This is a genomic window from Methylobacterium longum (genome assembly GCF_022179385.1).
Classification (GTDB): Bacteria; Pseudomonadota; Alphaproteobacteria; order Rhizobiales; family Beijerinckiaceae; genus Methylobacterium; species Methylobacterium longum.
The window spans coordinates 165433-187196 of the sequence record NZ_BPQS01000008.1 but is presented as its reverse complement, the minus strand read 5'-3'; the positions used below and the strand labels follow the sequence as shown (position 1 = coordinate 187196).

The window sequence follows — 21764 nt, the reverse complement described above, 5'->3', positions numbered from 1 at the left end:
CGCCCCCTCCCTCAAGCCGCCTTGGCGCCGGCCGTCGTGAAGCCGAGGAGCGCGTCCACGTCGAGGATCACCAGCAGCCGCCCGTCGAGGCGGTGGACGCAGATGGCTAGGTCGCGGAAGCGCGGATCGAGGTTGATCGGCACCGCCTCGCGGCTGTCGGCGCCGAGCTTGAGCACCTCGCCGACGCCGTCGACCACGAGCGCGAAGGTCTCGCCGGCCTGCTCCAGGCCGATCGCCATCTTCGGGCTGGCCTTGGTGCCGTCCGCCTCGGCCTCGGCGTCGGGCAGGCCCAGGCGCCGGCGCAGGCTCATCGCCGTCACCACGCGGCCGCGCAGGTTCAGGAGGCCGACGATCTCGGCGGGCGCCAGGGGCACCGGCGTCACGCCCGAGGGCACGAACACGTCGTGGACCCGCTCGATCGCCAGCCCGAACAGGGTGTCGCCGACATAGACCGTGACGAAGTCGTTGGTGGCCCCGGTCTCGGTGGCGTTGGCGTTGGCAGCCTGCATCGGAACTCTCCGGCTTCGATCGTCGGTGTCGGCCGTCGGTGTCGACCGTCTTGGGGGCGGCGGCGGTCGGTTCAGGCGGCCTTCGAGACCGTCGCGGCGCCGATCTCGGCCAGGGCCGCGATCAGGCCGCTGCGGTCAAACTTCGCCACGAGGTCGGTGATGGCGAGCGCGCGGGCCCGCTCGACCGCGTCGGCGCCGATCGTCCCGGTGAGGCCGATCACCGGGAGGCCGGCGAGCCTCGGCTCCGCCCGGCGCAGGGCGGCGACGAGGTCGAAGCCGCTGCGGCCCGGCATCTCCAGGTCGGTGACCACCACCTCGATCTTCGGATCGGACTGGAGGGTCGCCAGCGCCGCGTCGGCGCTCGCCGCCGTGACCACCTGGTAGCCCGCCGCCTTCAGCACCGGGCTCAGCATGTCGCGGAAGAAGGCCGAATCGTCGACGAGCAGGACGGTGGAGATCTGCTCGGGCCGCTTCAGGCCGCGCGCCCAGTCGTCGTAGGCCAGCGGCAGGAAATGGGCGATGTTGATGATGTCGGTCGCCCGGCCCCGCAGCACCGCCGAGCCGATCAGGTCCGAACGGTCGGCCGCGATCTCGATGTCGAGGCGCTCCTCGACGATGTCGACGATCTCGTCGACCACGAGGCCCATGGCGCGCTCGCCGTCGGAGAACACCACCAGGGCCTGGGTTCCCTCCGCCTTGATGGTGATCCCCGCATCGGCCGGGACCAGGGGCATCAGGCGCCCGCGGTACTGGATGAGCGCGCGGCCGCCGAGCCACTCGACCTTGGCGCACTCGATCTCCTCGAGGCGGGTGACCAGCGACAGCGGCACCGCCTTGAAGCTGCCCTGGCCGCCCTTGAACACCAGCAGCGTGGTCTTGGTGTCCGTCACCTCCGCGGTCTCGTCGGTGTCGGCGTCGATGTGGCCGCCGCTGCCCTGGACGCCCTGCGCCACCTGACGGGCGACGCCGTTGGGATCGACGATCAGCACCACCGCGCCGTCGCCCAGGATTGTATTGCCGGCAAACATCGGGATGTGCCGCAGCTTCACCGACATCGGCTTCACGACGATCTCCTCCGTGTGGAAGACCTCGTCGACGAGGATGCCGAAGCGCTCCCGCCCGACCTGCGCGACCACCACGAAGCCCGCCTGCTCCGCCTCCGCGCCAGCGGCCGACTGCCCGAGCAGGCCGGTCAGCGACACGATCGGCAGCAGCCGCTCGCGCAGGCGCAGCACCGGCGCCCCGTTGATGTGCTCGACCCTCTGCGCCCCGGCATCGACCCGGACCAGTTCCAGCACGGCCACCTGCGGCAGCGCGAAGCGGTGCTCGCCGGCCCGCACGATCAGGGCGGCCACGATCGCCAGCGTCAGCGGGATCTTGATGGTGAAGGTGGTGCCGCGGCCCGCCGTGGTGGCGATGTCGATCAGGCCGCCGATGGTCTCGATGTTGGTCTTGACCACGTCCATGCCGACGCCGCGGCCCGAGACCGAGGTCACCGCCGCCGCCGTCGAGAACCCGGCGTGGAAGATGAACTTGGCGACCTGCGCGTCGGTCATTCGGTCGAGGTCGGCCTGGGCGACCAGCCCGCGCTCCACCGCCTTCCGGCGGATCGCCGCGAGGTTGAGGCCCTTGCCGTCGTCGGCGATCTCGATCGTGATCGTGCCGCCCTCATGGTAGGCGGCGAGCCGGATCGTGCCGCGGGCGGGCTTGCCCGCCGCCACGCGCTCGGCGGTCGATTCCAGGCCGTGATCGGCCGAGTTGCGGACCATGTGGGTCAGCGGGTCCTTGATGACCTCGAGGACCTGCCGGTCCAACTCGGTCTCGGCGCCGACCATCACCAGCTCGATCTGCTTGCCGAGTTCGGCCGAGAGGTCGCGCACCACGCGCGGCAGCTTCTGCCACGCGTTGCCGATCGGCTGCATGCGCGTCTTCATGACGCCTTCCTGCAGCTCGGCCGTGACGTGCGACAGGCGTTGCAGCGGGACCTTGTAGCTCGAATCTTCGTGGCGGCGGGCGATCTCGAGGAGCTGGTTGCGGGTCAGCACCAGCTCCGAGACCATCGTCATCAGGTGCTCGAGCGTGTCGACGTTCACCCGGATCGTCTGATTCTTGGCGGCGGCCGTCGTCTCACCCTCGACGCCCTCGGCCTTCTCGGCGCGGGCCGGCTCGGCCTTCTCGGTCTTCTCAGCCTCCACCGGCTCGACCCGCGCGGGCTCGGCCTTCGGGGCCTCGCGCGCGGCCGGCGGCGCGAGGACATCGGATTCGTCCGGTCCCGGCGCCGACAGGAACGCGGCCTCCAAATCCTCCAGGGACACTTCGCCGGGCTTCAACTCGCGGACGACCGGGGGCGGCAGCACCGGCTCGGGCGGCGGCAGCGAGGCTGCCTGCTCCTGTTCCGCCGGCCCCTCGGCCATGCGCTCCAGGGCGGAGATCAGGTCGTCATCCGATCCCGTGGGCTCCGTGCCGGTGGCCTCCAGATCGGCCAGGATCGCCTTGAGCCGGTCCAGCGTCAGGAGAATCAGCGTGACCGAGGCCGACGTGGCGGGCAGCCCGTCGCGGAAACGGCCCATCAAGGTTTCGGCGGCGTGCGCCAAGGCTTCGAGGCGCGGAAGACCGAGGAATCCGCAAGTTCCCTTGATCGTATGCACCAGGCGGAAGATGTTCCGCAGGATCGTCTCGTTATTCGGATCCTGCTCGAACCGAACAAGTTCTGCGTCAACCGTGTCGAGATGCTCCCCGCTCTCGGTCAGAAACTCGCGAAGCAGGTCGTCCATCGGCGGTACTCATCACGCAGAGAAGGTCTCGCGCAACGTACTTACTCGCGCGGGGTTAGGGAAGCGTTTCCGTCCCGCCCCCGCGGCAGAGTTTTTCAGAACTTCACGCCAGCGCCGTGCCGGAAGCCTCTCCATCCGCGGAATCAGGTGTTGCGATCACTGCGGGGGCGCCGTGGATCGTCACTTCATCATCCTGGATGGAGAACCGAACATCCATCGCGGCGGCCCGCGCGACGAGGCCGGCGTAGAACGGCAGGATCCCGTGGGCATCGACGGTGCCGCTCTCGGGCCGGCCAGCCATCAGCTCCTCAACGTGGGGCGGGATGCGGGCGTGCGAGCCCTTGGCCTTGAACACGAAGGTGGGCGCCTCGGCCTCGCCCGAGACGACGACGTCGATCACGCCGCCCCGCGGGATCGCCGAGGTGGCGATCATCACGAGGTTCAGGAGCAGCTTGACCTTGTTCTTGGGGAACAGGGCCTGCGGCGCGCTCCAGGTCAGCTTGGTCTTCTCGTCGGAGAACATGCCCTTGGCGACGCCCTCGGCGTCGGCGAGGTCGATCGAGGCGCCGGCCGATCCCGCCGCCCCGAAGGCGATCCGGGCGAATTTCAGCCGCGCCGAGGCCTGCCGGGCGCTCTTGCCGATCAGTTCCAGCGCGAAGGTCCGCATCGATTCGTCCTGGTCGTCCTCCAGCACCTCGAGCCCGTTCACGATCGCGCCGACGGGGCTGATCACGTCGTGGCAGACGCGGGAGCAGAGCAGGGCGGCGAGGTCGAGGCCGTCGAGGTTCAGGGTCGGCGAGGTCGGGGAGGACATGGTGCGCTCCGGGCGGGCGGATCTGGATGGGGACGGGTGCGGGCGGGATTCCGGCTGGGGCCGCCGGTTCCCGGCTGCCCGATCCGGCGATGACGTCGCCCGGAGGGGTCCGCGCGGCCTGCAGGTCAGACCGGGGCGACGCCCGGTCCGCACGGATAAACGCCACGTTCGGCTTTGAAAAGCGTTACCGGAACCGAGGGAGGGCCCGGGACGGGGCCGCTCCAGGCGCGGTTGGCCGCCGTCGGTACGGGTTCGGACCGGATCGGGCGGGACCGTGTCGGGCGCCCGCACCCGTCGGCCAGGGAGGCTGCGGTGTCCAGCTCGGCGGCGATGGCGGCGATGACGGCGCGGGTCGGCGTGACCGCGCGCCTCGGGCTGAGACGGTCTCGCGGCGTTGGTCCGGCGGCACGATCATGCTCCACCGAGGTTTCCCCTGTCGACTGACGCGGAGGTCCGCCCCATGCTGCCCGACCCGACCCTGCGCGAACGCCTGTCCCCCCGCCTGAGGCTCGCCGACCCGGAGGCCGCGCGGGCCCGGCTCGCCGAGATCGAGGCGGGCTTCCCGGCGGGCTTCCTGACGCCCGCCTGCCGCGACCTGCTGCTCGGCCTCGCCGACCATTCGCCGTTCCTCTGGCAAGCGGTCACGCGCGCGCCGGACCGCCTCGTCGCCCTGCTGGAGCAGCCGCCGGACGCGGCCAGCCGGGACATCATCGCGCGGCAGCGCGCGGTCGGCGCGTCCTGCGGAGCCAACCCCGACCTCGCCGAGGTGGGCCGCCGGCTGCGGAGCAACCGGGAGGCGCACGCGCTGCTGGTCGCCCTGGCCGATCTCGGCGGCTGCTGGGACCTCGACGCGGTGACCCGGGCCCTGTCCGCCTTCGCCGACGCCTCGGTGAGCGCGGCGACCGAGGCGCTGCTCCGGCAGGGGATGGCGTCCGGGCGCTTCAGGGCGGCGGATCCGGACAGGCCGCAGGACGGGTCCGGCCTGATCGTCCTGGGCCTCGGCAAGCTCGGCGGCTGCGAACTGAACTATTCCAGCGACATCGATCTCGTGGTCTTCTACGAGGCCGCCCCCGCCGCGGCCGCGACGGGCGGGGACCCGAAGGCGTTCTTCGTCAAGCTCGCGCAGGGTCTGGTGAAGCTCCTGGCCGACCGGACCGCCGACGGCTACGTCCACCGCATCGACTACCGGCTGCGGCCGGACCCGGGCTCGACCGCGGTGGCGCTCTCCACCGACTTCGCCTTCGACTACTACCAGACGCTGGGCCAGAACTGGGAGCGCGCCGCCTTCATCAAGGCCCGGCCCATCGCCGGCGACACCCCGGCCGGGGAGGCCTTCCTCGCCGAACTCGCGCCGTTCATCTGGCGGCGGCACTTCGACTTCCCGGCCATCGCCGAGATCCACGCCCTGAAGCGGCAGATCCACATGGTCCGCGGCCATGAGACCATCGCGGTGGCCGGCCACGACATCAAGATCGGCCGCGGCGGGATCCGGGAGATCGAGTTCTTCGTGCAGACGCAGCAGCTCGTCTTCGGCGGCCGCAAGCCCGCCCTGCGGGGGCGGCGCACCGTCGCGATGCTGGCCGGCCTCGTCGCGGAGGGCTGGATCGACGGGCGGGCCCGGGACGAGCTGTCCGCGGCCTACGCCTTCCTGCGCACCCTCGAGCACCGGGTCCAGATGGTCCGGGACGAGCAGACCCAGCGCCTGCCCACCGGGACCGAGGCGCTGACCGCGCTGGCCCTGTTCTCCGGGTTTCCCGACCTGGCGGCCTTCGAGGCGGCGCTGCTGCACCATGCCGGGCGGGTGCAGGCGCACTACGCCCTGCTGTTCGAATCGGCGGAGGCGGAGGACGACACCCTCGTCTTCGGCGAGACCGAGCCCGAGCCCGCCACCCTGGCGCGCCTCGGCGCCTTCGGGTTCCGGGACCCGGCGCTGGCCTGGGAGACCGTGCAGGGCTGGCATCTCGGGCGCCGCCCGGCCCTGCGGACCGGCCGCGCCCGCGAGATCCTCGCCGAGATGCTCCCGGCGCTGCTGCGGGCGCTCGGCGGCACCGCCGACCCGGACGGGGCGCTGCTGGCCCTCGACCGGGCCTTCGCGCGGATGCCCGCCCTGGCCGAACTCCTGGCGATCCTGCGCTCGCACGAGCGCCTGCGCCTGCTCTTCGCCGACATCCTGGGCACCGCGCCGCGCCTCGCCGACACCGTCGGCCTCAGCCCGCACGTCCTCGACACGGTCCTCGACGCGGATTTCGTCACGCCGACCACGGATCCGGCCGCGGTCCGCGCCCAGTACCGGGCGCTGGTGGGCGAGCCGGCAAGCCATGAGGAGTTCCTCGACCGCTGCCGGGACGCCACGCGGCAGATGACCTTCGTCACGGGCGCGCGTCTCCTGTCGGGCATCCTCACGCCGCGGCAGGCCGGCGAGGCCTACACGGCGATCGCGGAGGCGACGGTGGCGTCGAGCCTGGAGGCGGAGGAGCGCCGGTTCGCCCAGGACCACGGCGCCGTGCCGAAGGGGCGGTGCTGCATCCTGGCGCTGGGCCGCCTCGGATCCCGGCAGCTCAGCGCCGAATCCGACCTCGACCTCGTGTTCCTCTACGATTTCGATCCCGAGAACCGCACCAGCGACGGCCGCCGGCCCCTCGACGCCGTGGTGGCCTATAACCGGCTGGCGCAGCGCCTGTTCGCGGCGCTCACCACCGCCACGCGGCGCGGGCGGCTCTACGCGGTCGACCTGCGGCTGCGGCCCCACGGCAGCCACAGCCCGCCCGCCGTGCAGCTCAGCGGCTTTTGCGCCTATCACCGGGACGAGGCGGAACTCTGGGAGCACATGGCGCTCGCCCGAGCCCGGATCGTGGCCGGCGACGCGACCCTGGGGGATGCCGTCACGGCGGAGATCGCCGGGATCCTCGGGCGACGCCGCGAACCGGCCGCGGTCTGCGCCGAGGCGGGCGCGATGCGGGCCCTGGTCGCCCGCGAGCGCGGCCATGGCGGCCCCGCCGACCTGAAGCTCGCGCCGGGCGCGCTGTTCGACCTCGACTTCCTGGCCCAGGCGATCGTGCTGAGCCACGCCCATGCCTGGCCCGCCTTCATCGGCCTGGGCGCGGACGCGGTCTTCCGCGAAGCCGGAGCGCGCAACCTGCTGCCCGTGGGGGCCGCGGAGTCGCTGTCCGAGATCTACGGGTTCCTCGACGCGGTCTATCAGTGGCAGCGGCTCGTGATGGCGGATCCGGCGGCGCCCTCCGACACCGCGGCCCGGCAGATCGCCAAGGCCGTGGGCCTGCCGGACGCCCGCAGCCTCGCGGCGGAGCTGCGCCGCCACCGGCGCCGGAGCCAGGCCCTGCTGGCGCGGATCCGGCGGCGCGTGGCCGACACGTCATTTCAAGGCGCAACCTGAGGCGTCACCCGCCCGAGCGAGCCGGCCCCGATCCGCGGCGCGTCCCGGTGCGAGCCTGCGGGGCGGGCCCGGGCGTCCTTGGGACGGGATCGGCGAAGCGAGGCCGCCACGGCAGCCGTGAGCCAGTGCGGGGCGCCGGACAAGCGAAGAGGGGCCGGCGATCCGCCAACCCCTCGCGCTGTCCGGCTGAATGGATGGTACCACCGCCCCGGCTCGAACGGGGGACCCCCAGATCCACAATCTGGTGCTCTAACCAACTGAGCTACGGCGGCACTGGCGGGCGGTGTATCGTGGGCTGCGGCGGTTTTCAAGGCGAACTGTGCGACGCGATGCGGAGCCGGTGGACGCAGCGGCCGATCAACCCCCGGGAGCCTCCGGCGAAGCGCCCCCTGGCCGGGTGTCCTGTGGCCGGGCGACCTGTGAGATGCTCTAAGTACGGGGCGGGGCCGCGGCGCCGACGGTCGGTTCGCCGGCCGGGATGGACCGGGGACTGGGGAACGGACCGTGAGCGCGCGACAGCCAGCGGCGGCCGCGGGCGGGGGGCAGACCTCCGCCGGCAGGGCAGCGGACGCGGCGGGCCGGACAGCCCCCCGGCCGGGGGGGCGCACCCGCCGGCGCTGGACGGGAGCCGGGATCGTCCAGGCCCCGGGCCGCCTGCGCAGCCTCGTCCGCCGGAGCGAGGGCGGCCTCGTGGCGCTCGCCACCCTGGTGGGCAGCGTCGCCGGGGTGGCAGTCTCCGCCATGAGCTGGGTGACCCAAAGCCTGCGGGAGCTGCTCTTCCTCCTGCCCTCGGGCCTGCGGCTGAGCGCGGCCGACACCGTGACGCCGGCCCTCCTGCTGGTCGGCCCCTGCCTCGGCGGGGCGCTGCTCGGTGCGCTGATCGTCGGGATGCAGTACGTCCGCGGACCGCGCAAGCGCCCGGCCATCGACCCGATCGAGGCGAACGCCCTGCACGGCGGCCGGATGTCCCTGCGCGACAGCGTCTACCTCGCCGCCCAGAACGTGATCTCGAACGGCTGCGGCGCCTCGGTGGGGCTGGAGGCCGGCTACACGCAGATCGCCTCCGGCCTGGCCTCGCGCCTGGGGATCGCCTTCGAGGTGCGCCGGAGCGACCTGCGGACGCTGGTCGGGTGCGGCGCGGCCGGGGCCATCGCGGCGGGATTCGGCGCACCGCTGGCCGGCGCGTTCTATGCCTTCGAGCTGATCATCGGCACCTATTCGATCGCGACGCTGACCCCCGTGGTCGTGGCGGCGCTCTGCGGTAACCTCGTCTCCCGGTCGCTGATCGAGGCGCAGCCGCTGGTCGATCTCGGCGACATGCAGGCGGTTACGACCTCGCACGTCACCAGCATGGAGATCCTGCCGAGCCTCGCCCTCGGCCTGATCTGCGCGGCCCTCGGCATCCTGATCATGCGGGGGGTGACCCTGGTGGAGCGGCTGGTCCAGGCCTCCGGGATACCGCGGGCGGCCGCCCCGGCCTTCGGGGGGCTGTGCGTCGGCGCCCTGGCCCTCGTGGCGACCCCGCAGGTGCTCTCGGGCGGCCACGGCGCCCTGCACATGCACTTCGCCGCCGAGGGTCAGGGCCACGGGATCGCCGCGCTCGCCGGGCTGTTCGCCGCCAAGGCGACGGCTTCGGCGATCTCGATCGGCTCCGGCTTCCGGGGCGGCCTGTTCTTCGCCTCGCTCTTCCTCGGCGCCATCGCGGGCAAGCTGTTCGCCGCCCTGGCGCCGATGCTGGTGCCGCCGCTGGCGGGATTCGGCCTCACGCCGCTCGCCTACGCGGTGATCGGGATGAGCGCGCTGGCCGTGGCGATCATCGGCGGCCCGCTGACCATGACGTTCCTGGCGCTGGAGGTCACCGGCAGCCTGCCGATCACCGGGGTGGTGCTGGCGGCGGTGATCGCGTCGTCGCTCACCGTGCGGAAGACCTTCGGCTACTCCTTCGCCACATGGCGCTTCCACCTGCGCGGCGAGAGCATCCGCAGCCCCCACGATGTCGGCTGGATCCGCTCGCTGACGGTCGGCCGGCTGATGCGGCGCGATCCCGAAACCGTGGCCCTGGACACGCCGCTGCCCACCTTCCTGCGCGCCCATGCCCTCGGATCGCCCTCGCGGGTGATCGCCGTGGACGGGCGCGGGCGCTACGCGGGGATCGTGAACGTGCCCGAGACGCACGCGGCCGCCCGGGAGGCCGCGACCGCGGCGCAGCCGGTGCTGGCCGATCTCCTACTCCACACGAACACCTTCCTCACGCCCGGCATGAACGCCAAGGACGCCGCCGCCGCCTTCGACCGCGCCGAGAGCGAGGCGCTGGCCGTGGTTGACGGGCCCGAGACCCGCAAGGTGCTGGGCCTGCTCACCGAGAGCCACACCCTCAAGCGCTACAGCGAGGAACTCGACCGTCAGCGCCGGGCCATGGCGGGCGAAACCGACTGATTGTCAGGGCCGGGTGTTGACCGGATACCCGGCGGCAACAACCCTGACCCAGACGACGGGACGTCGACGACCCGACACACGTGAGAGGATCTATGGCCGATCAGACCAGCAGCCAGCAGCGCCGCTACCGCATCGCGGTGATCCCGGGTGACGGCATCGGCAAGGAGGTGGTGCCCGAGGGCGTGCGCGTGCTCGAGCAGGCGGCCAAGCGGCACGGCTTCGCGCTCCAGCTCGACTGGTTCGATTTCGCGAGCTGCGACTACTACGAGCAGCACGGCCGGATGATGCCGGAGGACTGGAAGGCGCAGATCGAGACCCACGACGCGATCTATTTCGGCGCCGTCGGCATGCCGGAGCGCGTGCCGGACCACGTCTCCCTGTGGGGCTCGCTGATCCTGTTCCGGCGGGAGTTCGACCAGTACGCCAACCTGCGCCCGGTGCGGCTGATGCCGGGGGTGAAGTGCCCGCTCGCCGACCGGAAGCCCGGCGACATCGACTTCTGGGTCGTCCGGGAGAACACCGAGGGCGAGTACTCGAACGCGGGCGGCCGGATGTTTGTCGGCACCGACCGGGAATTCGCCCTGCAGGAGACGATCATGACCCGCCACGGGGTCGACCGGATCCTCAAGTTCGCCTTCGAACTGGCCCAGAAGCGCCCGAAGAAGCACCTGACCTCGGCAACGAAGTCGAACGGCATCTCGATCACCATGCCGTACTGGGACGAGCGGGTGCGGGAGGTGGCCAAGACCTATCCGGACGTGTCCTGGGACCAGTACCACATCGACATCCTGACGGCGCACTTCGTCCTGAACCCGGATCGGTTCGACGTGGTGGTGGCCTCCAACCTGTTCGGCGACATCCTGTCGGACCTGGGGCCCGCCTGCACGGGCACGATCGGCATCGCGCCGTCCGGCAACATCAACCCGGAGCGGGTGCATCCCTCCGTCTTCGAGCCGGTCCACGGCTCGGCGCCGGACATCGCCGGGCAGGGGATCGCCAATCCGATCGGCCAGATCTGGTCGGGGGCGATGATGCTGGAGCATCTCGGGGAGCACGCGGCCGCCGCCGAGATCGTCGGCGGGATCGAGCGGGTGCTGTCCGAGCGGACGCTGCGCACCCGCGACCTCGGCGGGAATGCCGATACGCAGGCCTGCGGCAAGGCGGTGGAGCAGGCGCTGGGGTAGGGGATCGGGGCGGGATGCGGGCGCGCGACCCGCCCGGCCGGATCCGCGCCGGACGGGTGGCGCGCCGCGCCGCCGCCTCAGCTGACCTGCCTTAGCTGACCTGCCGCAGGTGCCCGCCGCGCGCACCGGGCGCCGCCTGCATGGCGCGCATGAAGGCGGCGATGCGGGGCGCGATCACCGCCCGGTAGCGCGAGCCGTTGAACACGCCGTAATGGCCGACGCCGGCCTGGAGGTGGTAGGCCTTGCGCGCCTCCGGCAGGTTGGGCGTCAGGTCGAGGGCCGCCTTGGTCTGGCCGACGCCGGAGATGTCGTCGTTCTCGCCTTCGACCGCGAGGATCGCGCAGCGACGGATCGCCCCGAGCTCGACCGGCGTGCCCCGGTGCCGCATCCGGCCCTGCGGCAGGGCGTGGTCGACGAACACGGTCTGCACGGTCTGGAGGTAATACTCTGCCGTGAGGTCCATCACGGCGAGGTACTCGTCGTAGAAATCCCGGTGCTTCTCGGCGGAGTCGCCGTCGCCCCTCACCAAGTGGTCGAACATGTCGGAATGGGCGGTGACGTGGCGGTCGAGGTTCATCGCCATGAAGCCCGAGAGCTGCAGGAAGCCCGGATAGACCCGCCGCCACGCCCCCGGGTAGATCGGCGGCACGAGGCTGATCGTGTTCTTCTCGAACCAGGCCTGCCCGCGCTCCTGCGCGAGGCAGTTCACGGCCGTGGGCGAGCGGCGCGTGTCGATCGGCCCGCCCATCAGGGTCATCGAGGTCGGCACCGCGGGCTCGGCGGCGGCCTCCATCAGCGCCACCGCGGCGAGCACCGGCACCGCCGGCTGGCACACGGCCATGACGTGCAGGTCCGGCCCGAGGACCGCGAAGATCTCCTGGAGATAATCGATGTAGTCGTCGAGGTCGAAGCGGCCGGCGAGCAGCGGCACCATCCGGGCGTCGGTCCAGTCGGTGATGAACACCCGGTGGTTCGGCAGCATCGCCTCGACGGTGCCGCGCAGCAGCGTCGCGTAGTGCCCCGACATCGGTGCGACGATCAGCAGTTTCGGCTGCGCCTCCGCGGGCGGCGTCGGGAAGGCGCGGTCGAAGGCGATCAGGCGGCAGAACGGCCGCTCCCAGACCACCCGCTCCGTGACGGGGACCGGGATGCCGTCGCTCACCGTCTCGGTGAAGCCGAAGGCGGGCTTGCCGTACTGGCGGGTGACGCGCTCGAACATCTCGCAGCCGGCGCTGACCGCGCGGGCGTAGGGTCCGTAGGCCAGGGGGTTGCCGGGCAGCTGCAGCCCGTAGCGGGTGAGGTCCGCGGCGACCCGGGCCGGCGCCATCAGGGCGCGGGCGCCCTCGTACATCGAGTAGGCCAGCAGCATCGTCACCTCGCGGTCTCACGTCCGGCCGCCGGCGCCCAGCCCATCGGCCCATACCTCCCGCGACACGAATCGAGAGGATAATGCCCCACCCTGAACGAGGGTGGAACATCCCGCACCCGCGGCGACTTGCCTGGGACACGTTCCTGTGACGACGTGAGCCAGCGACGCCGCGTCCGGGTCGGCTTGCCGGGATCCCCGCGCCTGCGTCATGCGGTGCTGATCCGCGATGAGGCCGGGCCGGCACGGTCCGTCCAGCGACGCACCGAAGCAGCGCATGCCCGACACCGACCTCAGCGGCCTCGGCCGCGACGCGCGACACCTGCGGCTCGACACCTTCGTCCGCCTGCGTTGGCTCGCCATCACCGGCCAGAGCGCCGCCGTCGTCGGCGCGCAGTTCGGCCTGGGGCTGCCCCTGCCGTTCGGCTGGTGCTTCCTGGTGATCGCCACCTCGTCCTGGCTGAACCTCGCCCTGCGGATCCGTTTCCCGGCGAGCTACCGGCTCAGCGACGATTCCGCGGCGCTGCTGCTCGCCTTCGACATCGTCCAGCTCGCCGCCCTCCTGTTCCTCACGGGCGGCCTGCAGAACCCGTTCTCGCTGCTGTTCCTCGCCCCCGTCCTGATCTCCGCCACGGCGCTGCCGCCGGAGCGGACGCTGGCGCTGGGCCTCCTGGCGGTGGGGCTCGCCACCCTGCTGGCCCTGGTCCACCGGCCGCTCCCCTGGTTCGCGGACGGGCGGATCGAGCTGCCGTTCCTGTACGTCTCGGGGGTCTGGACCGCGATCCTGCTCGGCACCGCCTTCACGGGCGTCTACGCGTGGCGGGTGGCGGAGGAGACCCGGCTCCTCGCCCAGGCCCTCGCGGCGACCGAGCTGGTGCTCGCCCGCGAGCAGCACCTCTCGCAGCTCGACGGGCTGGCGGCCGCGGCGGCCCATGAGCTGGGCACGCCGCTCGGCACCATCATGGTGGTGACCAAGGAACTGATCCGGCAACTCGGGCCCACGGCCTCGCCCGCCGTGGCGGAGGACCTCGACCTCCTGCGCGAGCAGGTCGACCGCTGCCGCGGCATCCTGGGCAAGCTCACCTCCCTCGACGGGGACGGGGCGGGCTTCCTGGAGACCGTCACGTTCAGCCACTTGGTGGAGGAGCTGGTGGCCCCGCAGCGGGGGCTCGGCGCGGTCCTGGACGTCGCCAGCACGGGCGATGGGCCGGAGCCGGCCTGCCGCCGCAACCCCGGCGTGATGTTCGGGCTCGCCAACATCCTCGACAACGCCGTCGACTTCGCCGAGGCCAGGGTCTCCGTGGAGGGGCACTGGGGCCCGGAGCGGGTCTGGATCGAGATCCGGGACGACGGCCCCGGCTTCTCCAGCGAGGTGCTGTTGCGCGCGGGCGAGCCCTACGTGACGACCCGCAGCCACGACCGGCAGCAATCCGGCGGGACCGTGGGCGCCGGGCTCGGCCTCGGGTTGTTCATCGCCAAAACGCTGATCGAGCGCTCGGGCGCCCAGCTGACCCTGATGAACGTCTCGGCCCCCGACGCCCACGGCGCGGTCGTGCGGATCTCGTGGGCCCGCCACATCTTCGAGCGGGGGGCGGTGCCGCGACATTCTCCGGAACTCAATATACGCACCCCCCTGCCACCGCGCGATGCGGTACCTATATAGGGGACAGACCAAGAACCCGACGACGAAAACCTGAAAGGAGTGCCGGATGCTCACGCAGCCCGGGACCTCGGCGGCGACCGACGCTGCCGTGATCAACGATGCCGATCCGCTGGCGGCTTTCTCCGACCGGAGCCTGCTGATCGTCGACGACGACAAGCCCTTCTCGACGCGTCTCGCGCGCGCGATGGAGAGCCGAGGCTACCACGTGCAGGTCGCCGACAGCGTGGCCGATGGCGTCTCCGCCGTCGAGGCGCGGGCGCCGGCCTTCGCGGTGATCGACATGCGCCTCGGCGACGGCAACGGCCTCGACGTGATCGCCCGCCTGAAGGAGCGCCGGCCCGAGGCCCGGGGCGTGATCCTGACCGGCTACGGCAACATCGCGACGGCCGTCACCGCGGTGAAGCTCGGCGCCTTCGACTACCTCGCCAAGCCCGCCGACGCCGACGAGATCCACGGCACCCTCATGGCGCAGCCCGGCGAGCGCGCCGACCCGCCGGAGAACCCGATGTCGGCGGACCGGGTCCGCTGGGAGCACATCCAACGGGTCTACGAATTGTGCAGCCGCAACGTCAGCGAGACCGCCCGGCGCCTGAACATGCACCGGCGGACGCTGCAGCGGATCCTGGCCAAGCGCGCACCGCGCTGAGGCGGGCCGGCACAATCGGTTGCGCAGGCCGGCCTTCGTGGGCTAGCTGCACGGGTCTCGGGCGGTAATCGCCCGGGACCCGAACGTTTTTGAGGGCGCAGATCGTGAACGGGCGCAACGCCATCACCATCGTGAGCATGATGGTCCTCGTCGGCACAGAGGTGTTCGCCGTGGCCATCGCGGCCGGGTGGGCCCTGGCGGGCCTGTTCGATCTCGGAGACCGGTTGGGCCACGTTCTGATGTGCGTGTTCAGCCTGTTCGCGGCCTGGATCATGCTCCAGCTGTGGCGCCGGGCGACCAGCATCGAGCCGTTGCGGACCGCCCCGACCGCGCCCCGCCGGTAGGCGAACCGCGCGCGGACCCGTCCTGTCATCGCCTTGCTGGCGAGCCGGGAACGTCCCTGCTAGAACCGCTCCGCGGCCGGCTGCGTAACGACGCCGCAGGTCGCGCCCCGTTCCAGGCCCCGTGTGAGACCCGAAGCCCCATGAAAGCCCGTATCATCGTCACCCTGAAGACCGGCGTTCTGGACCCGCAGGGCAAGGCGATCGAGGCCGCCCTCAAGTCGCTGGCCATCGAGGGGATCGACGGCGTGCGGCAGGGCAAGGTCTTCGACATCGAGGTGTCGGCGACAGACGGCGCGGCCGCCGAGGCGACCCTGCGCACGGCCTGCGAGAAGCTGCTGGCGAACACGGTGGTCGAGAACTACGCGATCGAGATCCTCTGATGCGCGCCGCGGTCATCGTCTTCCCGGGTTCGAACCGCGAGACGGACGTGGTCCGGGCGCTGCGGCGGTCGGGCGCGCAGGTGGATCTGGTCTGGCACGCGGACCACGAACTCCCGGTCGGAACCGACCTCGCCGTCCTGCCGGGCGGCTTCTCGTACGGCGACTACCTGCGCTGCGGCGCCATCGCCGGGCGCGCGGCCGCGATGGATGCGGTGCGCGCCCATGCGGGCCGCGGCGGACTCGTGCTCGGCATCTGCAACGGCTTCCAGATCCTGTGCGAATCCGGCCTGCTGCCCGGCGTGCTGATGCGCAACATCAACCGGCGCTTCATCTGCCACCGGCAGACGCTCCGGGTCGAGCGCACCGACACGCGCTTCACCAGCGCGTACCAGCAGGGTCAGGTGATCGACGTCTGCGTCGCCCACGGGGAGGGCAACTACTTCGTCGATCCCGAGACCCTGGCGCGGGTCGAGGGCGAGGGCCGGGTCGCGTTCCGATACTGCGACGCGGACGGAAACGTCACCGTGGAGGCCAATCGCAACGGCTCGCTCAACGCGATCGCCGGGGTTCTGTCGGAGCGCCGCAACGTCCTCGGGATGATGCCGCATCCGGAGAACTTTGTCGAAGGCCTGATCGGCGGGACCGACGGCCGCGGCCTGTTCGACAGCTTGGCGGCCTAGGCGCCGACGGCGGAGTTTTATCTTAACCGGCGATTAGGGTTTTCAATTTATAAAGGGGGCATCCAGAGATCTGGATGTCGAGCGGTATCTTCTGTCCGCTCTGTTTGATGCCTCCCTGAAGACTTCTCGAAGCCGCTCCCACCGGGGCGGCTTTTTTCTGTGCGCCGGGCGGTTCCCGCGGCGTCCCGCGCGAGCCTCAATCGGCGCCCGCGGGATGACGCACACGTGTCGACCGGCCGGTGGAACGTCCGCGAACCGTCGCGCGCCCCGCTCGGAGCCTGAGACGAGACCGGCGGGTGTAGCCACCCGCCGGCGATCCCCTCAGTACAAGCCGCCGGCCTGCGCGGCCCGGTCGGCATCCGGCGGCACCGCCGCGGCGGCGGGCGCCGCGCTCTGGCCGCCCGAAGACGCCACGTAGGAATCCGGCGGCGCGGTGCCGGGCTTGAACGCCTCGAGGATCGTCCCGGCGCCCTCGCCGGAGCCGGCCCGGGTGCCGCTGCCGAGGTTGACGCGAATCAGCTTGATGCCCGGGGGCACGCGGAACGGCGTCGGCGGCTTGTCCTTCAGGGCCGTCTTCAGGAACTCCAGGGCGATCGGTGCCGCCAGCCCGCCGCCGGTGGCGCGGTCGCCGAGGGAGCGCGGCTTGTCGAAGCCGAGGTAAATCCCGACCGCGAGATCCGGCGAGAAGCCCACGAACCACGCGTCCTTGGCGTCGTTCGTCGTGCCCGTCTTGCCGGCGAGCGGCTTGCCGATCTGCTTCAGGATGGTGGCGGTGCCGCGCTGGACCACGCCCTCCATGATCGAGACCATCTGGTAGGCGGTGAGCGGGTCGAGCACCTGCTCGGAATCGTCCACCAGCTTGGGCTCGTCCTGACCGGACCACTTCTCGGCGTCGCAGCCGATGCACTTCCGGTTGTCGTGCCGATAGATCGTCTCGCCGACGCGATCCTGGATCCGGTCGATCAGGGTCGGGCGGATGCGCCGGCCGCCATTGGCCAGCATCGAGTAGGCCGTGACCATGCGCATCACCGTGGTCTCGCCCGCGCCCAGCGACATCGGCAGAACCGGCAGCATGTCGTCGTAGACGCCGAAGCGGCGGGCGTACTCGGCGATGAGCGGCATGCCGACATCCTTGGCGAGCCGGACCGTCATCAGGTTCTTCGAGTGCTCGATGCCGTAGCGCAGGGTGTGGGGGCCGCCGGACTTGCCGTCGTAGTTCGAGGGCGTCCAGGCCTCCTGGCCGGGGCCGGCCTCGATGGTGATCGGCGAATCCTGCACGATCGAGGCGGGGGTGTAGCCGTTGTCCAGCGCCGCCGAGTAGACGATCGGCTTGAACGAGGAGCCCGGCTGGCGCATCGCCTGGGTGGCACGGTTGAACTCGGATTCGTCGTACGAGAAGCCGCCGACCATGGCGTGGACGCGGCCCGTGTTCGGGTCCATGGCCACGATGGCGCCGGAGACCTCGGGCTTCTGGCGCAGGCGGAACTGGCCGCGGCCGCCTTCCATCGCCTCGACATAGACCATGTCGCCGGGCTGGAGGTTGGCGCGGCCGGCCCAGCGCATGCCGTCGGGGGTGATCACGCCTGTCTCACGGTCCTTGCCGACCTGACCGGACGCCTCGCGCCGCGGCTGGAGGCCGACCTGCACGCCGCCGCCGCCGTTGCCCAGCACCACGGCGAGCCGCCAGGGTGCCACGTCGCCGAGCGCCGGCACCTCGGCCGCCGCCATGCCCCAGTCGCGTCCGGTCAGGTCGACCTTGCTGACGGGACCGCGCCAGCCATGGGCCTGGTCGTAGCGCACGAGGCCGTCGACCAGCGCCTTCCGGGCCCACCCCTGCATCTTCGGATCGAGGGTGGCGCGCACCGAGAGGCCGCCCTCGTAGAGCTTCTTCTCGCCGTAGCGCTCGGAGATCTCGCGGCGGACCTCCTCGGTGAAGTAGTTGGCGTTGGCGGCGTTCGGGAAGGCGACCCGCGGGTTGACGCCGAGCGGCATCTTCTTGGCGGCGTCCGCCTCCTCCCGGGTGATGTAGTTGTTCTCCGCCATCAGGCGGATGATCTCGTTGCGGCGGTCGAGCGCCGCCTGGGTCTTGCGGTAAGGGTGGTAGTTGTTCGGCCCCTTCGGCAGGGCGGCGAGGTAGGCCGCCTCGTTGATGGTCAGCTCGTGGACCGACTTCCCGAAGTAGTCGAGCGCCGCGGCCGCCACGCCGTGCAGGTTGCGGCCCGGGACGATCGTGCCCAGGAAAATCTCGTTGAGGTAGAGCTCGAGGATCTTGTCCTTCGAGTAGGCCGCCTCGATGCGGAGCGCCAGCAGCGCCTCCTTGATCTTGCGGTCGTAGGTCTGCTCGGAGGACAGCAGGAAGTTCTTGGCGACCTGCTGGGTGATGGTCGAGGCGCCCTGCCGCTTGCCCGACTTGGCGTTGGTCAGGAAGGCGCGCACGATCCCCTCGGGGTCGATGCCGCCGTGCTTGTAGAAGTTCTTGTCCTCGGCCGACAGGAAGGCCGCCACCACGATCTTGGGCATCGCCTGGATCGGCAGGTAGAGGCGGCGCTCGCGGGCGTATTCGGCGAGCAGCGAGCCGTCCGAGGCGTGGACGCGGGTCATCACCGGCGGCTCGTAATTGGCGAGCGCGGCGTGGTCCGGCAGGTCCTGGCTGTACTTCCAGTAGAAGTAACCGCCGGCCGCCGCTCCGATCACGAACAGCACCGCGGCGGCGCTGAACAGGATCCCGAAGAAACGAAGGATCAGACGCATCCGGTGTTCCGCTCGTCGCTGGCCCGGCCGCATGCCGGAATCGGCCCATCCGGCGCGTTGCGTCCGCTCTCGATGCGGTCGGCCTCCGGATGCTCCCGTCAGGCCCCCTCGGATTGCCGGTTCAGCGGCGGTGCGACGGGGCGTTCGGACGCCCCGTATCGACACTTACTCTATGGTAAAACTGGGGCGATGGCGGCCGAACGGCGCGTGGTGGCCGGTCGGCTTAGCGTGGCGCGATTGGTGAAGAACAGGTCGATCGCCTTGGCCATGGAGCCGGTGACGCCGGCCCGCCAGTCCGGCGATTGCAGCATCTCCAAGTCGCGCTTGCTGGAGAGATAGCCCAATTCCACCAGCACGCTGGGCACGTCGGGGGAGCGCAGCACCACGAAGCGCGCCTCGCGGTGGGGCTTGGAGCTCATCTCGATGACGGGCGCGAGCTGACCCATCAGGGTGCGGGCGAAGCCCGACGAGAAGCCCCGGGTCTCCCGCAGGGTCAGCTCCTGCAGGATGTCGGCGATGTCGGGCGGGGCCTCGGCGGCGTCCACCCCCGCGGCGGCGTCGGCCCGGTTCTCGCGCTCGGCGAGCTTGGCGGATTCGGCGTCCGTGGCCTTCTCGGAATTGGTGTAGATCGTCGCGCCGCGCACCTGGGGGGCCGCCGAGATGGAATCCGCGTGGATCGACACGAACAGGTCGGCCTTGGCCCCGCGGGCGAGGCGCACCCGCTCGGCGAGCGGCACGAACACGTCGCGGTCGCGGGTCATCCGAACCCGGTAGCGGCCGCCCGCCTCCAGCCTCTCGACCAGCGCCTGGGCGAAGCCGAACACGATGTCCTTCTCGAATACGCCGCCCACCGCGATGGCGCCGGGATCGGTGCCGCCGTGGCCGGCATCGACCATGATCAGCGGGCGCTGGTCGGCGGGTTCGGGGGCGGCGCTCCGGGCCTGGGCGGGGGCGGGGTCCGCCGCCGCGGCCGCCTTGCGGAACGCCTCGCGGTCGACGCGCTGCAGGGGAATCGTGAGCAGGACGGCCCCGTCCCGTTGCCGGGTCGCGGTCTCGATCCGGCCGACGGTCGCCGGGCCAGCGAGGTCGATTACGATGCGGGAGCGGCCCGGGGCGAACAGGCCGTAGCGGAAGGATTGCACGAGGCCCTCGCGGCGGCCTCCGGTGCCGGATTCGAGCTGGAAGTTCACTTCCGGCAGGTCGATCACCGCCCGGTCCGGCCGCTCCATCACGAAGCCGCGGGCCTCGACGGCGCGGGACAGGGTCAGGGTCAGGCGCGTCGTGCCCGCCTGGCTCGCGAGATCGGCCCCGATGGCGATGGCGGGCTTATCGCCGTTCTGCGCGACGACCGGTGCCCCCGCCAGCGCGGCAGACAGCGCGACGGCGAGGCCCAGACAGGCGGAACGGATCAGGCGCGTGCAACTCGGCATCGGTCCGGTATCGTCTCCCGTGCCCTCCGTGCAGGCATGGGACCGGCTTGGTTAACGGTCGGTTGCCGGGGCCGGTTCGATCCGGGAGCCTTGCCCGCGGGATGCGACAAATCTGGGGCCGCGTCAGCGGAACGCGACGATGCGGCTCGCCTTGCCGATCACCGTGACCCAGCAGGTCAGGGAGGCGTCGGCGGCGCGCTGGGCCTCGCCGACCTGCAGGCGGATGATCTCGGCGGGCGAGCGGGCACCCGAGAGGGCGCGCAGATGCGCCATGGCGGCCTCGCCCTCGCCGCGCATGTAGCGGGCGACCGTCGAGCCGATCTCGACGACGTCGAAGCGCTCCGCCGCGATGGCGACCCCGCCCGTCGCTTCGGCGTGGACATTCCCGTTGGCCGCCGCCCGCAGCACGTCCGGGATCTCCGGAGCGACCGCGGCCTCGGCGGCCGCCGGAGCAGGCTCGGATGCGGGCTCGGGTTCGGCCGCCGGAGCGGCCTCGGCGGCCGCCTCATGGTCCGGTTCGGGTGTGTCGGTGTCCTCGGTGACCCGAGCCAGCGCCTGCTCCAGGGTCGCGGGGGAGACCTCGGGTGCGATCTCGGGCGGCAGCGCGGTCGACGTTCCGGCCGTCGGTTCGGCGATCGGTCCGGCCGTCGGTGCGGCCATGGCCTCGACCGCTGCGGGCGGCTCCGCCGCCTTCTCCGTCACCAGGGGCGTATCAGTGACGACGGGGGACTTCGGCTCCCAGGCGGAGCGCGGCCCTCTCGGTCGACGCGGCTTTCCCATGGCGCGATGTCCTCCTGCCCGCTGTGGCCCATCCGGACGGGGGCGGCGGCCGGACGGTAGGGGCGGCCAGCCCGCTCGCCCTGTCGGGGCCGGACCTGTGACGCTCGAGCGTCGAATGTCGGGATCCGGCCGGCGCACGACGTCCGCCCGGATCCTGGAGCGCGACCCCGGACCTGGCGGTCGGGGTCGCGCGGACGGCCTTAGCGGGCCACGTTCTGCGCGAGGGCGCCGTAATCCTTGGCCTGAGCCTGGAGTGCGGCGAACTGGCTGCGGACGAACTCGGACTGGAGCTCGAACGCCTCGCGGAGGTCCTTCGTGCGCACGAGCTTCTGCGCGAAGTCGAAGGTCGCGTTGGCGTTGGTCTGCGCGTGCTCGAACCCCTTGGCGACCGCGGCGCTGAAGGTCGACTGGAAGGTCTGGCCCGACGTCTGGGCCTGCTCGGTGGCCTTGACGGCATTGGCCATCAGGGTGCCGACGGCGTTCCGCGCCTGGTCGACGCTCTTCTCAGCGAAGTCGCGCATCTCGGTCGGGATCTCGAAATTCGGGGTCTGCATCGATGTCTCCAGCGTCATTCTTGGAGCGGGACGCCGTATGCGTCCGCGGTGACGCGCCT

General features: G+C 71.6%; 16 protein-coding genes and 1 tRNA gene. 8 read left to right on the top strand and 9 right to left on the bottom strand.

What is annotated here, in order from left to right; genetic code table 11:
• Positions 1 to 11: 11 nt before the first annotated feature.
• The 3 genes from MFF58_RS10360 to chpT all read right to left on the bottom strand — a co-directional run bounded on the left by MFF58_RS10360 (position 12) and on the right by chpT (position 4097).
• Positions 12 to 509: a chemotaxis protein CheW gene (locus tag MFF58_RS10360; protein ID WP_238287073.1), complete on the bottom strand. Its 498-nt coding sequence runs from the start codon at positions 507 to 509 to the stop codon at positions 12 to 14.
• A 71-nt stretch (positions 510 to 580) separates the two neighbouring features.
• Positions 581 to 3283: a hybrid sensor histidine kinase/response regulator gene (locus MFF58_RS10355; protein WP_238287071.1), complete on the bottom strand. Its 2703-nt coding sequence runs from the start codon at positions 3281 to 3283 to the stop codon at positions 581 to 583.
• Between the two features lie 103 nt (positions 3284 to 3386).
• Positions 3387 to 4097: a histidine phosphotransferase ChpT gene (gene chpT / locus MFF58_RS10350; protein ID WP_238287069.1), complete on the bottom strand. Its 711-nt coding sequence runs from the start codon at positions 4095 to 4097 to the stop codon at positions 3387 to 3389.
• A gap of 460 nt (positions 4098 to 4557) precedes the next feature.
• Here chpT and MFF58_RS10345 point away from each other — a divergent pair, with 460 nt between their 5' ends.
• Positions 4558 to 7491 (top strand): bifunctional [glutamine synthetase] adenylyltransferase/[glutamine synthetase]-adenylyl-L-tyrosine phosphorylase, encoded by a 2934-nt coding sequence (locus tag MFF58_RS10345; protein ID WP_238287066.1) that lies wholly within the window; start codon positions 4558 to 4560, stop codon positions 7489 to 7491.
• A gap of 195 nt (positions 7492 to 7686) precedes the next feature.
• Here MFF58_RS10345 and MFF58_RS10340 read toward each other — a convergent pair.
• Positions 7687 to 7763 (bottom strand) — tRNA-His (locus MFF58_RS10340).
• 232 nt (positions 7764 to 7995) lie between these two features.
• Between MFF58_RS10340 and MFF58_RS10335 the strand changes: the two genes are divergently transcribed.
• Complete coding sequence (locus MFF58_RS10335; RefSeq protein ID WP_238287065.1) at positions 7996 to 9927, top strand: chloride channel protein; 1932 nt, start codon at positions 7996 to 7998, stop codon at positions 9925 to 9927.
• A gap of 92 nt (positions 9928 to 10019) precedes the next feature.
• Entirely contained in the window at positions 10020 to 11111 is a 1092-nt protein-coding gene (locus MFF58_RS10330) for a tartrate dehydrogenase (protein ID WP_238287064.1), read from the top strand.
• 91 nt (positions 11112 to 11202) lie between these two features.
• On the opposite strand, the gene MFF58_RS10325 is transcribed toward MFF58_RS10330, so the two are convergent.
• Positions 11203 to 12480 (bottom strand): polyhydroxyalkanoate depolymerase, encoded by a 1278-nt coding sequence (locus MFF58_RS10325; RefSeq protein WP_238287154.1) that lies wholly within the window; start codon positions 12478 to 12480, stop codon positions 11203 to 11205.
• A gap of 274 nt (positions 12481 to 12754) precedes the next feature.
• Between MFF58_RS10325 and MFF58_RS10320 the strand changes: the two genes are divergently transcribed.
• The 5 genes from MFF58_RS10320 to purQ all read left to right on the top strand — a co-directional run bounded on the left by MFF58_RS10320 (position 12755) and on the right by purQ (position 16190).
• Positions 12755 to 14140 carry an ActS/PrrB/RegB family redox-sensitive histidine kinase gene (locus MFF58_RS10320; protein ID WP_238287063.1) on the top strand — a complete coding sequence of 462 codons (1386 nt, stop codon included), beginning with the start codon at positions 12755 to 12757 and terminating at the stop codon, positions 14138 to 14140.
• Positions 14141 to 14186: 46 nt separating this feature from the next.
• On the top strand, positions 14187 to 14786 hold the full coding sequence (locus MFF58_RS10315; RefSeq protein WP_091782791.1) for an ActR/PrrA/RegA family redox response regulator transcription factor: 600 nt from the start codon (positions 14187 to 14189) through the stop codon (positions 14784 to 14786).
• A 104-nt stretch (positions 14787 to 14890) separates the two neighbouring features.
• Positions 14891 to 15130 (top strand): hypothetical protein, encoded by a 240-nt coding sequence (locus tag MFF58_RS10310; protein ID WP_238287153.1) that lies wholly within the window; start codon positions 14891 to 14893, stop codon positions 15128 to 15130.
• A gap of 140 nt (positions 15131 to 15270) precedes the next feature.
• Positions 15271 to 15510, top strand: coding sequence for a phosphoribosylformylglycinamidine synthase subunit PurS (purS, locus tag MFF58_RS10305; RefSeq protein WP_238287062.1), 240 nt, complete (start codon positions 15271 to 15273; stop codon positions 15508 to 15510).
• Positions 15510 to 16190 carry a phosphoribosylformylglycinamidine synthase subunit PurQ gene (gene purQ / locus MFF58_RS10300; protein WP_238287061.1) on the top strand — a complete coding sequence of 227 codons (681 nt, stop codon included), beginning with the start codon at positions 15510 to 15512 and terminating at the stop codon, positions 16188 to 16190. Before purS ends, purQ begins: the two co-directional genes overlap by 1 nt.
• A gap of 321 nt (positions 16191 to 16511) precedes the next feature.
• On the opposite strand, the gene MFF58_RS10295 is transcribed toward purQ, so the two are convergent.
• From MFF58_RS10295 to MFF58_RS10280, 4 genes are all read right to left on the bottom strand, one after another.
• Positions 16512 to 18941 carry a penicillin-binding protein 1A gene (locus tag MFF58_RS10295; protein WP_238287060.1) on the bottom strand — a complete coding sequence of 810 codons (2430 nt, stop codon included), beginning with the start codon at positions 18939 to 18941 and terminating at the stop codon, positions 16512 to 16514.
• 170 nt (positions 18942 to 19111) lie between these two features.
• Positions 19112 to 20371, bottom strand: a complete 1260-nt coding sequence (locus MFF58_RS10290) for an N-acetylmuramoyl-L-alanine amidase (protein WP_238287058.1) — start codon at positions 20369 to 20371, stop codon at positions 19112 to 19114.
• 123 nt (positions 20372 to 20494) lie between these two features.
• Positions 20495 to 21073 (bottom strand): hypothetical protein, encoded by a 579-nt coding sequence (locus tag MFF58_RS10285; RefSeq protein WP_238287056.1) that lies wholly within the window; start codon positions 21071 to 21073, stop codon positions 20495 to 20497.
• Between the two features lie 278 nt (positions 21074 to 21351).
• Entirely contained in the window at positions 21352 to 21705 is a 354-nt protein-coding gene (locus tag MFF58_RS10280) for a phasin (RefSeq protein ID WP_238287054.1), read from the bottom strand.
• Positions 21706 to 21764 lie beyond the last annotated feature (59 nt).